Here is an 11,380-nt window from a genome sequence, read left to right as displayed (position 1 = left end):
AGGCTCGCTCCCACAGGGGTCGCGCTGAACTCGGGGCCGCAACTATCCCGGTCGCTACATCAAGCCAACGCTTTATCCAGCGCCTTTTCAATTTCCGCCTTTATCGTCCCGCTCATGGCCGACATCAACATGCCCAGTTCCACGTCGACACGGATCGAGTCCGCGCCCACCAGCACTTCGCCCTTGACCCCGGAACGCTTGAGCTTCAGCGTGTCACCGTCCCATTGCGGCTCCAGGCCATAGCTCTGGGACAACTTCTGCGCCAGTGTGTCGGCCTTGGCGCGGGCCGCTTCCTTGCCCAGGTCATGGGCACGCTCAACAGTAATACGGGCCATCTGATGACTCCTGTTTTATCGGGACTTGCCTGAACGTTTCAGACCCTGGCTGCGTCAAAACGTCCCGGCGGTGGCTCATCTTACCTTCAGCCTTGCCAAGACAAAGCCCTCCACCGGGATTAGAATGTCCCGCATTCTTTTTTGGTGACCGCGATATGACTGATCAGCGCAAAGGCAGCGATGCCGAACCCACCACTCACTTCGGCTTCAAGAACGTGCCGGAAAGCCAGAAGGCGGAAAAAGTCGCTGAGGTTTTCCACTCGGTAGCCGCCAAGTATGACCTGATGAACGACCTGCTCTCCGGCGGCATGCACCGGTTGTGGAAGCGCTTTGCGATCGAACTGTCGGGCGTGCGCAGCGGCAATCGCGTGCTGGACATCGCCGGCGGCACCGGCGACCTGACGAAGAAGTTTTCCCACATCGTCGGGCCGACCGGCCAGGTGGTGCTCGCCGACATCAACGCGTCCATGCTCAAGGTCGGTCGCGATCGCCTGCTGGACCTGGGTGTGGCCGGCAATGTCGAGTTCGTCCAGGCCGACGCTGAAAAGCTGCCGTTCCCCGACAACCACTTCGACTGCGTGACCATCGCCTTCGGCCTGCGCAACGTCACCCACAAGGAAGATGCCCTGCGCTCGATGCTGCGGGTGCTCAAGCCCGGTGGACGGCTGTTGGTGCTGGAGTTCTCCAAGCCGACCAATGCGCTGATGTCCAAGGCCTACGATGCCTACTCGTTCGCCTTCATGCCGCTGATGGGCAAGCTGATCACCAACGACTCGGAAAGCTATCGCTATCTGGCCGAATCGATCCGCATGCACCCGAACCAGGAAACACTCAAGTCGATGATGGTGGACGCCGGCTTCGACCGCGTGACCTACCACAACATGACCGCCGGCATCGTCGCCCTGCACCGCGGCATCAAGCCCTGATGCTGCTCACCGGCCTGCTCGCCAGCGTCGAACTCGGTATCAACCGCGTACTGCGCCTGGACAGCACAGCGCTGGCACGCCTGGCGCACTTGAGCGGCAAGGTGATTGCCGTCGACTGCCGCAGCCCGGCGTTGCAGCTGTTCATCCTGCCCAGCGACGAAGGCCTGTTGCTTGCCGCGCACTGGGCGGCCGAGGCGGACTGCACGCTGCGCGCCCCGGCATCGAGCCTGCTGAGCCTCGCGTTGAGCAAGGACAAGACTGCCGTGCTGCACCGCCCCGAAGTTGAACTCGACGGCGACAGCGGCGTACTGCTGGAGCTGGCGGCGATCCTTCAGGACCTGGAGCTGGACTGGGAATACGAAGTGTCCCGCTGGCTCGGCCCGGTGGCCACCCAATTGCTCAGCGGCCACCTGCGCAGCCGCACACGCTGGTACCGGCAGGGTTTCGCCAGCCTGGGGCAGAATCTGAGTGAGTACCTGGCCGAAGAATCGCGTACGCTCGTAGGCCAACGCGAAGCGCAAGCCCGCTTCAATGAACTGGACCAGGTCAAACTTGACCTGGAACGACTCGAGGCGCGTTTCGAGCGCCTTTCCCGATCCCTTGAAACCAAGCGATAACGCATGAAGCTGCTCGCCGTCCGCCGTTTGTTGCGCATCCAGCGCGTCGTGATTCGCTATCGCCTCGATGACCTGCTGTTCGCCCTGCCGCTGCCCTGGTTCCTCCTGGCCCTGCGCTTCGCATTGCCGTGGCGCTGGTTTCCCCGCCGCACCCTGGACCTGAGTCGCGGCGCGCGCCTGCGCCTGGCCTTGCAGGACCTGGGGCCAATCTTCATCAAGTTCGGGCAGATACTGTCCACGCGCCGCGACCTGTTGCCCGAAGACATCGCCGACGAACTGATGCTGCTGCAGGACCGCGTGCCGCCGTTCGATTCCAAATTGTCGGTGGCGTTGATCGAAGCGCAACTGGGCAAAAAGATCAGCGAGGTCTTCAGCCGTTTCGATGTCGAGCCGCTGGCCTCCGCATCCGTCGCCCAGGTGCATGCCGCACAGCTCAAGAGCGGCGAAGAAGTGGTGGTCAAGGTGATCCGCCCGGGCCTCAAGCCGATCATTGCCCAGGACCTGGCGTGGCTGTTCATCCTTGCCCGCGCGGCCGAGCGGCTGTCGGCCGATGCCCGCCTGCTGCACCCGGTAGACGTGGTCCAGGACTACGAGAAAACCATCTACGACGAACTCGACCTGCTGCGCGAGGCGGCCAACGCCAGCCAGTTGCGCCGCAACTTCGAAGGTTCGCCACTGCTCTACGTGCCACAGGTCTACTGGGACTGGTGCCGCCCGAAAGTGTTGGTGATGGAGCGCATCTACGGTATCCAGGTCACCGACCTGGCTACACTGGCCGACCAGCGCACCGACATGAAGATGCTCGCCGAGCGCGGCGTGGAGATCTTCTTCACCCAGGTGTTTCGCGACAGTTTCTTCCACGCCGACATGCACCCGGGCAACATCTTCGTCAGCACGGTGCAGCCGTGGAGCCCGCAGTACATTGCCATCGATTGCGGCATCGTCGGCAGCCTCACCCCGGAAGACCAGGATTACCTGGCCCGAAACCTGTTCGCCTTCTTCAAGCGCGACTATCGCCGTGTGGCGCAACTGCACATCGACTCGGGCTGGGTGCCGGCCGAGACCAAACTCAACGAATTCGAAGCGGCGATCCGCACCGTGTGCGAGCCGATCTTTGAAAAACCGTTAAAGGATATTTCCTTCGGCCAGGTGCTGATGCGCCTGTTCCAGACCGCGCGTCGCTTCAACATGGAGGTTCAGCCCCAGCTGGTACTGTTGCAGAAAACCCTGCTGAACATCGAAGGCCTCGGCCGCCAGTTGTACCCGGACCTGGATCTGTGGAACACCGCCCAACCCTTCCTCGAACGCTGGATGCGCGAGCGCGTCAGCCCACGCACCTTGCTCGGCAACGTGCAGAGCCAGTTCGAGCAGATCCCGCACCTGGCCAACATGACCCGCGACCTGCTGGAGCGCATGTCCCAGCCCCATGCCAAGGACCCTCCACCGCCCTGGCACCAGCGCAAGGACGACTGGTTCCTGCGGCTGCTCGGCGCGGCTCACCTGGGCGGCGGCGCGGTGCTGGCCACCGGCGGGCCGTTGAGCCAGCTGGGTCATTGGCCCGCCGGTATCATGGTGGCGGTGGGTTTGTATCTGGTCGTTCGCCGATAGCACGCATCAACTACAAGCGATAAGCTGCAAGCCTCAAGCTAAAACGGTTGAACCTATCACTCAACCCAACACAGAATCGCTTTTACTTGCAGCTTGAAGCTTGCAGCTGCCGTCAGGACTCAAGATGAAAAACTGGCAGGACGAGATCAAATGGGACGCTGACGGCCTGGTGCCGGCCATCGCCCAGGATCACAAGACCGGGCGCGTGTTGATGATGGCCTGGATGAACCGCGAAGCGCTGGCCCTGACCGCCACCGAGAACCGCGCCATCTATTGGTCACGTTCCCGTGGCAAGCTGTGGCGCAAGGGTGAAGAGTCCGGGCATGTGCAACACCTGCATGAGATGCGCCTGGACTGCGACGGCGACGTCATCATCCTGATGGTCGAACAGGTCGGTGAGATAGCCTGCCACACCGGCCGTCAAAGCTGCTTCTATCGCGTCTTCGAGAACGGCGACTGGAAAACCGTCGATCCGGTGCTCAAGGACCCGCATGCCATTTATTCAGGACATACCCATGAGTGACACCCTGACCCGCCTGGCCCAGGTGCTGGAAGAGCGCAAAGGCGCGGCAGCCGACAGCTCCTATGTCGCCAGCCTGTACCACAAGGGTTTGAACAAGATTCTGGAAAAAGTCGGCGAAGAGTCCGTGGAGACCATCATCGCCGCCAAGGACGCCGCCATCAGCGGTGACTGTAGCGACGTGATCTACGAGACCGCCGACCTGTGGTTCCACAGCCTGGTCATGCTGGCCCAACTCGGGCAGCATCCGCAGGCCGTACTGGATGAACTGGACCGGCGCTTCGGTCTTTCCGGGCATGTCGAGAAAGCCTCGCGCCCGTCCGCCTGATCAACTCTTGAGAGGAATAGCCACATGGGTATCTTTGACTGGAAACACTGGATCGTCATCCTGGTCGTCGTCGTGCTGGTGTTCGGCACCAAGAAACTGAAGAACCTCGGCACTGATGTCGGCGAGTCGATCAAGGGCTTTCGCAAGGCCATGAACGATGACGAGAAAACGGCCGATCCGGCGGCAGCCCCGGCACAACCGGTACCGCCGGCGCAACCGGTACACCCCCAGGCCACCCAGCCTGTGAGTGCGCCGCACACCATCGACGTGCAGGCCCAGAAAGTCGAAGAGCCGACCCGCAAAGACTCGTGAGCACTGACTAATGTTTGGGATCAGCTTCACTGAACTGCTGCTCGTCGGCCTCGTCGCCCTGCTGGTATTGGGCCCCGAACGCCTGCCGGGCGCTGCGCGCACCGCAGGGCTCTGGATCGGGCGCCTGAAGCGCAGCTTCAATGCGATCAAACAGGAAGTTGAACGTGAAATCGGTGCCGACGACATCCGTCGGCAATTGCACAACGAACACATTCTGTCCCTGGAGCAGGAAGCGCGGAAAATCCTCACGCCGCCCCAGCAGGAACCGACGCCGGTTGAGCCTGTGGCCGAGCCGACGATGACCGCGCCAGCGCCGCTGGCTGACGCGCCCCCGGTGGTTGTCGAGCCGGTAAAAGCGGCGCAACCCGCGCCAGCAGTGACGGCGCCTACCACACCCAACGACCCTACATTGCCGCCGCGAGCCCCATGAGCAATATCCCAGAGCACGACCAGCCGATGCCGCTGGTATCGCACCTCACCGAGTTGCGCACCCGCCTGCTGCGTTGCGTCGCGGCGGTCTTCGTCATCTTCGCCGGGTTGTTTGCCTTCACCCAGCAGATCTACACCTTCGTCTCGACGCCGCTGCGCCAGTACCTGCCGGTCGGGGCAACGATGATTGCCACCGATGTGTCGTCGCCGTTCCTGACGCCACTGAAGCTGACAATGATGGTCTCGCTGTTCCTGGCGATCCCGGTGATCCTGCACCAGATCTGGGGCTTCATTGCTCCTGGCCTGTACAAGCATGAAAAACGCATCGCCGTGCCCCTGCTGGTGTCCAGCATCCTGTTGTTCTACACCGGCATGGCCTTCGCCTATTTCCTCGTGTTCCCGCTGATCTTCAAGTTCTTCGCCGCCGCCACCCCGGCAGGCGTGGAGATGATGACCGACATCACCAGCTACCTGGATTTCGTCATGACGCTGTTCTTCGCCTTCGGCGTGGCGTTCGAAATTCCCGTGGCGGTGGTGCTGCTGGTGTGGATCGGCGTGGTTGACGTGGTGTACCTGAAGAAAATCCGCCCGTACGTGGTCATCGGCTGCTTCGTGGTCGGCATGATCCTCACCCCGCCGGACATCTTCTCCCAGACCTTGCTGGCCGTGCCGATGTGGCTGCTGTTCGAAATCGGCGTGCTGTTCGGCGGCCTGGTGCGCAAGCGCAGCGAGCACCCGGACGACGAGACGGCTGACGATCACAACGACCAGCCGCCTGCGACCCAAGCGTGAACCTGCTGTTGCTCGAAGAGGCCGACTTCATTGGCCCTGACCGGGTGATCCTGAGCGATCGCCGGCTGACCCACATGCAGGACGTCCACCGCAGCGCCGTCGGTGACAGCCTGCGGGTCGGCCGCATCGGCGGCTTGATGGGCACCGCCCAGGTGCTGCGCCTGGAAGCCCGCGAGGCTGAACTGCAAATCAGCCTGGACCAGCCGCCACCGGCCAAGCTGCCGTTGACGCTGGTGCTGGCCCTGCCTCGCCCGAAAATGCTTCGACGGGTGTTCCAGACCGTCGCGACCATGGGCGTGCCGCGGGTGGTGCTGGTCAACAGTTACCGCGTGGAAAAGAGCTTCTGGCAGACGCCGTTCCTGGAGCCCGAGGCCATTCGTGAACAGTTGATTCTCGGGCTGGAACAAGCGCGGGACAGCGTGCTGCCTGAAATCCTGATCGAAAAACGCTTCAAGCCCTTCGTCGAAGACCGACTGCCGGCCATGACCGAGGGCACCCTGGGCCTGGTCGGTCATCCGGGCAACTATCCGCCCTGCCCTCGGGCCCTGACCGAGCCGGTGACCCTGGCGATCGGCCCGGAAGGTGGCTGGATTCCCTACGAGATCGATCTGCTGGCCAAGGCCGGCCTGCAACCGGTGCAACTGGGCGAGCGGATCCTGCGGGTCGAGACCGCGGTTACGGCCCTGCTGGCCCGCCTCTTCTGACCCCTGTGGCTTGCCACAGCGCGTCAAGCTCCTTTCTCCAGCTTTCCCCTGATGGGCCGATATACTTCTAAGCAAAGCAGTTCCGCCCTTCAAGGGAGTACCGGCATGTTCAGATGGCTAGGTAACGTAGGCGTCAATCGCAAACTCGGCTTCGGTTTCGGCCTGGTACTGTTTCTGACCTTGATGATCACCTTCACCGGCTGGACCGGCCTGGGTAAGGTAATTGCCCGAGGCGACACGCTGGGACTCATCGCCAGTCTGAACGACATGACCAAGGACCTGCGCTCCGCGCGCATGGACTATTACGCGACCCGTGGTGAAAAGGGCCCGGGGGAAATCAACGATCTGATCGGCAAATTGGAGCCTGGGCTCCAGACCGCCCGTCAATCGATCGAGCAGCCGGCCGATGTGGCAATCGTCGACAAACAACTGGCAGCGGTCGCCGATTACAAAGTGGCCTTCGCCGAACTAACCCGCGCCATCGCCAGTCGTGAGGATGCACGCAGCAGGCTGGGTGCCAGCGCCGATAACGCCGTGGCCCGTGTCGCCGACGTCGAAAACGCCACGCGCAAAGGCGATAACATTGCTCAATTCGACAGCGTGGTCGGCGTGAGCAAGGCAATCCAGCAAGCTCGCTATCAAGTTCGCGGTTATACCTACAGCGGCCAGCCCGACGCCGAGCAGCCAGCCCTGGATGCCATCGAAAACGCCTTGAAAACCCTCGGCAGCCTGCCGGCCCAATTGCCCGATGAACACGCCGCGAACCTGCAACAGGCCAGCGAATCGCTCAAGTCCTATCGTGTCGCGGTCAACCAGTTCCGTGAAGCCCAGACCGCCAGCGCTGCCGCCATCAAGCGCATGTCTGACCTGGGGGTTGTGCTGCGAGGGGCCAGCCGAGATCTCACCCTGTCCCAGACGGTCGTGCGCGACCACGACGCCGCGAGCGCCAAACTCTTCCTGGTCTCGGCCGCCGCGCTGGCCCTCCTGTTCGGGGTGATAGCCGCTCTGGCAATCACCCGACAGATCGTCAGCCCGCTGGAGCAGACCCTCAAGGTCGCTGAACACGTGGCCGCAGGCGACCTGACCCATAACCTCAGCTCTGATCGCCACGACGAATTGGGCCAACTGCAACGTGCCGTGCAGAGCATGACCGTCGGTTTGCGGCAATTGATCGGCGGCATCAGCGACGGCGTCACGCAAATCGCCAGCGCGGCCGAACAGCTCTCGGCCGTCACCGAGCAAACCAGCGCCGGCGTCAACAGCCAGAAAGTGGAGACCGACCAGGTCGCCACGACCATGCAGGAGATGACCGCCACGGTGCAGGAAGTGGCGCGTAATGCCGAGCAAGCCTCCGAAGCCGCGGTCGCCGCAGACCAGCAGGCTCGCGAAGGCGAAAAAGTGGTCGGCGAAGCCATCGCCCAGATCGAACGCCTGTCCAGAGAAGTCAGTCACTCCACCGACGCCATGGGCCATCTCAAGCGCGAGAGCGACAAGATCGGCAGTGTGCTGGACGTGATCAAGTCCGTCGCCCAGCAAACCAACCTGCTAGCCCTCAACGCGGCCATCGAGGCGGCCCGGGCCGGTGAAGCCGGGCGTGGTTTCGCGGTGGTGGCCGACGAGGTTCGCAGCCTGGCCCAGCGCACCCAGAAGTCCACCGAAGAAATCGAAGGGCTGATCGATGGCCTGCAGTCGGGCACTGAAAAGGTCGCGACCACCCTGGACAACAGCCGCGACCTGACCGACAGCAGCGTCGAGCTGACCCGCCGCGCCGGAGGCTCACTGGAAAACATCACCCGCACCGTCTCGGCGATCCAGTCGATGAACCAGCAGATCGCCGCCGCAGCCGAGCAGCAAAACGCCGTGGCCGAAGAGATCAATCGTAGCGTAGTGAACGTTCGTAATGTGTCCGAACACACCGCCGCCGCCAGCGAAGAAACCGCCGCTGCCAGCGCCGAACTGGCGCGATTGGGGGTTCACATACAAACGCTGGTGAGTCGCTTCAAGGTCTAAGCGCCGAAAAAGGCAGGCATCACACCTGTAACGAGAGCGCTTGCTCGCGCCAGGGCGCACAGCAGACAACGGCGTCGTAAATGCGGCTGCCTCGCAATCGAGCGCAAGCACGCTCCTTCGCCATGCAAGGCTTCAGCTATTTTCTACAGATCTACGTCACATGGTCGATACTCTCCTCATAAGGCCTATAAAAGGTTCGAGGAGTATCGGCATGTCCAGTTGGCTAACCGAAAAGCTGGGAAATGTAAGCGTCAATCGCAAGCTGGGCGTCGGTTTTGGCCTGGTCTTGCTCATGACGGTCCTGAGCACTTTTGCTGGCTGGAACAGTCTGACCAACGTGATCAGCCGGGCGGACAAGCAAGCCACCATTGCCAATCTCAACGAGATGGCGAAGGACCTGCGAGTCGCTCGTCTCGAATACGAAATGCGTCGCGGCGAACAAGGTCCCACCGCCGTCAGCGAGCTACTGGGCAAGCTGCGGGGCGATGTACAAGCCGCCCTCCAGAGATTCGTACGCCCCGCTGACCAGCAAGCGCTCAATCAGCAGGCAACCATCCTCGATGAGTACAAACGTGCCTTTACCGACCTGAACCAAGCGACAGAAAGCCGCGAATCGGCCCGATCCAAGCTCGGTGCCACCGCCGACAATGCCGTGGCCAAGGTCGCGGAAGTTGAAAAATCCGTGCTGCAAGGCGACAGCGTCGCGCAATTCAACAGCGTGATCGAGCTGAGCAAGTTGATCCAGCAGGCACGCTTCCAGGTCCGAGGCTACACCTACAGCGGCAAGGCCGAAGCCGAGCAACCGGCATTGGACGCCATCGACACCGCCCTGAAAAACCTCGAAAGCCTGCCGGCCAAGTTGCCGGAGCAGCACATTGCCAACCTGCAACAGGCCAGCGAATCGCTTAAAGGCTATCGCGCTGCCGTCAGCCTGTTCCGTGACTCGCAAGTAGCCAGCGCCGCTGCCCTCAAGAAAATGGTGGATCAGGACGCCCGCCTGAACGAGTTGAACAATGAAATGACCGCCTCGCAAGTTGAAGTACGCGGCAAAGAGACGACTCAAGCGAAGGACACGCTGATCATTGTCACCATTCTGGCATTGGCGTTTGGCCTGCTTGCCGCCTGGCTGATCACCCGGCAGATCGTCGTTCCGTTGCAGCAGACACTGGTTGCAGTTGAACGTGTCGCCTCGGGCGACCTGAGCCATAACCTTGAGGTTCGTCGGCGCGACGAGATGGGCCAACTGCAGGGCAGCCTGCAGCGGATGGTCATCAGCCTGCGGGAGTTGATTGGCGGTATCAGGGACGGTGTGACACAGATCGCCAGCGCCGCCGAACAGCTTTCGGCCGTGACCGAACAGACCAGCGCCGGGGTCAACAACCAAAAGATCGAGACCGATCAGGTTGCCACTGCCATGCATGAAATGACCGCTACCGTTCAGGAAGTGGCCCGCAATGCAGAGGAAGCCTCCGAGGCCGCCGTCGCCGCAGACCAGCAGGCCCGTGAGGGTGAGCGCGTGGTGGGCGAAGCCATCGCGCAGATCGAGCGACTGGCCCGGGAAGTCGGCAACTCCACCTCCGCCATGAGTGATTTGAAGCGCGAAAGCGACAAGATTGGCAGTGTGCTGGATGTGATCAAGTCCGTAGCGCAGCAAACCAACCTGCTGGCACTCAACGCCGCCATCGAAGCCGCCCGCGCCGGTGAAGCGGGCCGAGGCTTCGCGGTGGTTGCCGACGAGGTTCGCAGCCTGGCCCAACGCACCCAGAAGTCCACCGAAGAAATCGAAGAATTGATCCTGGGCCTGCAAAACGGCACCCAGCAGGTCGCCACCATCATGGACAACAGCCGTGGGCTGACCGACAGCAGCGTCGAGCTGACCCGTCGCGCCGGTGGCTCCCTGGAAAATATTACCCGTACGGTCTCGGCGATTCAGTCGATGAACCAGCAGATTGCGGCCGCTGCTGAACAGCAGAGTGCCACGGCTGAAGAAATCAACCGCAGCGTGTTGAACGTGCGCGATGTGTCCGAACAGACCTCGGCCGCCAGCGAAGAAACCGCTGCTTCCAGCGCTGAGTTGGCACGGCTGGGAATTCATTTGCAGACGTTGGTGGGGCGGTTCAAGGTCTGACGCTTTGGCTCGGATTTGTTGGATTTGTGTGTATATCCGTTGCTGCGGTAACGACGACTTAGGGTTCCGCCCTAACGGCGGGTCACTTTTGAAGCCATCCCTCTGTGGGAGCGAGCCTGCTCGCGATAGCGGTGGGTCAGCTTGCATTGATATTGGATGTGCCGACGCCTTCGCGAGCAAGCCCGCTCCCACCTTGGCCGGGGCAAAAAGAAGATTCCCGTCAAGCCATCCCTCTGTGGAAGCGAGCCTGCTCGCGATAGCGGTGGGTCAGCTTGCATCATGCTGAATGTGAAACCGTCATCGCGAGCAGGCTCGCTCCCACAATGGGACCTGGGTACAGCCGTAGAGCCAGGTCGGCTTTAAGGCCGCCTCGGCGAGTTTGTGATCTGGGCGCCCCGTTAACCACGCTGGCCGAACGCAGGTATTGTGGAGTGGGCAATCCGGCATGGATGCCGGATTAGCCGCGCTGGGCCATGGAGGGCCCTTCGCGGCGGGCCCACGGAGTAATGCCTGTCTATTATACAAATCTGACGCTGCAGACGGGAGCTGAGGTCGAGATCGGTGAGGTAGAGGGAGGAATGGGAAGAAAGAATTACAGGGGTAGCAGGGAAAGTAGTAAAAAACTGGAGGAAAACCGATGGCGAAGGCAGCCATCGGGCGTTATAACTGCA

General features: G+C 61.9%; 11 protein-coding genes and 1 pseudogene. 11 read left to right on the top strand and 1 reads right to left on the bottom strand.

Annotation, left to right across the window (positions count from 1 at the left end; translation table 11 throughout):
* Nucleotides 1-59 precede the first annotated feature (59 nt).
* The gene (locus J7E36_RS22495) at nt 60-335 is read right to left on the bottom strand and encodes a polyhydroxyalkanoic acid system family protein (RefSeq protein WP_215008079.1); all 276 of its coding nucleotides are present in this window, start codon (nt 333-335) and stop codon (nt 60-62) included.
* Nucleotides 336-490: 155 nt separating this feature from the next.
* On the opposite strand from J7E36_RS22495, the gene ubiE reads away from it, so the two are divergent.
* The 11 genes and pseudogenes from ubiE to J7E36_RS22440 all read left to right on the top strand — a co-directional run bounded on the left by ubiE (nt 491) and on the right by J7E36_RS22440 (nt 10,709).
* Nucleotides 491-1,261 (top strand): bifunctional demethylmenaquinone methyltransferase/2-methoxy-6-polyprenyl-1,4-benzoquinol methylase UbiE, encoded by a 771-nt coding sequence (gene ubiE, locus J7E36_RS22490; protein ID WP_215008077.1) that lies wholly within the window; start codon nt 491-493, stop codon nt 1,259-1,261.
* Nucleotides 1,261-1,885, top strand: a pseudogene (locus tag J7E36_RS22485) (ubiquinone biosynthesis accessory factor UbiJ). The gene ubiE and the pseudogene J7E36_RS22485 overlap by 1 nt, the downstream one beginning before the upstream one ends.
* Nucleotides 1,882-3,486: a ubiquinone biosynthesis regulatory protein kinase UbiB gene (ubiB, locus tag J7E36_RS22480; protein ID WP_215008073.1), complete on the top strand. Its 1,605-nt coding sequence runs from the start codon at nt 1,882-1,884 to the stop codon at nt 3,484-3,486. The pseudogene J7E36_RS22485 and the gene ubiB overlap by 4 nt, the downstream one beginning before the upstream one ends.
* A gap of 124 nt (nt 3,487-3,610) precedes the next feature.
* Nucleotides 3,611-4,009 (top strand): phosphoribosyl-AMP cyclohydrolase, encoded by a 399-nt coding sequence (hisI, locus tag J7E36_RS22475; protein WP_215008071.1) that lies wholly within the window; start codon nt 3,611-3,613, stop codon nt 4,007-4,009.
* Complete coding sequence (locus J7E36_RS22470) at nt 4,002-4,334, top strand: phosphoribosyl-ATP diphosphatase (RefSeq protein ID WP_003186671.1); 333 nt, start codon at nt 4,002-4,004, stop codon at nt 4,332-4,334. Before hisI ends, J7E36_RS22470 begins: the two co-directional genes overlap by 8 nt.
* Before the next feature lie 24 nt (nt 4,335-4,358).
* Nucleotides 4,359-4,646, top strand: coding sequence for a twin-arginine translocase TatA/TatE family subunit (locus J7E36_RS22465; RefSeq protein WP_215008069.1), 288 nt, complete (start codon nt 4,359-4,361; stop codon nt 4,644-4,646).
* Between the two features lie 10 nt (nt 4,647-4,656).
* Nucleotides 4,657-5,076 carry a Sec-independent protein translocase protein TatB gene (gene tatB, locus J7E36_RS22460; protein ID WP_215008067.1) on the top strand — a complete coding sequence of 140 codons (420 nt, stop codon included), beginning with the start codon at nt 4,657-4,659 and terminating at the stop codon, nt 5,074-5,076.
* Nucleotides 5,073-5,867, top strand: coding sequence for a twin-arginine translocase subunit TatC (gene tatC, locus J7E36_RS22455; protein WP_215008065.1), 795 nt, complete (start codon nt 5,073-5,075; stop codon nt 5,865-5,867). The genes tatB and tatC overlap by 4 nt, the downstream gene beginning before the upstream one ends.
* Nucleotides 5,864-6,571, top strand: coding sequence for a 16S rRNA (uracil(1498)-N(3))-methyltransferase (locus J7E36_RS22450; protein ID WP_215008063.1), 708 nt, complete (start codon nt 5,864-5,866; stop codon nt 6,569-6,571). The genes tatC and J7E36_RS22450 overlap by 4 nt, the downstream gene beginning before the upstream one ends.
* Before the next feature lie 105 nt (nt 6,572-6,676).
* On the top strand, nt 6,677-8,581 hold the full coding sequence (locus tag J7E36_RS22445) for a methyl-accepting chemotaxis protein (RefSeq protein WP_215008061.1): 1,905 nt from the start codon (nt 6,677-6,679) through the stop codon (nt 8,579-8,581).
* Between the two features lie 211 nt (nt 8,582-8,792).
* On the top strand, nt 8,793-10,709 hold the full coding sequence (locus tag J7E36_RS22440) for a methyl-accepting chemotaxis protein (protein ID WP_215008059.1): 1,917 nt from the start codon (nt 8,793-8,795) through the stop codon (nt 10,707-10,709).
* Nucleotides 10,710-11,380: the final 671 nt, after the last annotated feature.

Origin of the sequence: Pseudomonas fluorescens, assembly GCF_018614775.1 — a bacterium.
Taxonomy (GTDB): domain Bacteria; phylum Pseudomonadota; class Gammaproteobacteria; order Pseudomonadales; family Pseudomonadaceae; genus Aquipseudomonas; species Aquipseudomonas fluorescens_BY.
The sequence above is the reverse complement of the archived record's forward strand: the minus strand, read 5'-3'. Positions and strand labels throughout refer to the sequence as shown.

What these genes read in the sequence shown, in the direction of transcription:
- J7E36_RS22495 (WP_215008079.1), bottom strand. Translation starts at nt 335, where the DNA reads ATGGCCCGTATTACTGTTGAGCGTGCCCATGACCTGGGCAAGGAAGCG.
- ubiE (WP_215008077.1), top strand. Translation starts at nt 491, where the DNA reads ATGACTGATCAGCGCAAAGGCAGCGATGCCGAACCCACCACTCACTTC.
- ubiB (WP_215008073.1), top strand. Translation starts at nt 1,882, where the DNA reads ATGAAGCTGCTCGCCGTCCGCCGTTTGTTGCGCATCCAGCGCGTCGTG.
- hisI (WP_215008071.1), top strand. Translation starts at nt 3,611, where the DNA reads ATGAAAAACTGGCAGGACGAGATCAAATGGGACGCTGACGGCCTGGTG.
- J7E36_RS22470 (WP_003186671.1), top strand. Translation starts at nt 4,002, where the DNA reads ATGAGTGACACCCTGACCCGCCTGGCCCAGGTGCTGGAAGAGCGCAAA.
- J7E36_RS22465 (WP_215008069.1), top strand. Translation starts at nt 4,359, where the DNA reads ATGGGTATCTTTGACTGGAAACACTGGATCGTCATCCTGGTCGTCGTC.
- tatB (WP_215008067.1), top strand. Translation starts at nt 4,657, where the DNA reads ATGTTTGGGATCAGCTTCACTGAACTGCTGCTCGTCGGCCTCGTCGCC.
- tatC (WP_215008065.1), top strand. Translation starts at nt 5,073, where the DNA reads ATGAGCAATATCCCAGAGCACGACCAGCCGATGCCGCTGGTATCGCAC.
- J7E36_RS22445 (WP_215008061.1), top strand. Translation starts at nt 6,677, where the DNA reads ATGTTCAGATGGCTAGGTAACGTAGGCGTCAATCGCAAACTCGGCTTC.
- J7E36_RS22440 (WP_215008059.1), top strand. Translation starts at nt 8,793, where the DNA reads ATGTCCAGTTGGCTAACCGAAAAGCTGGGAAATGTAAGCGTCAATCGC.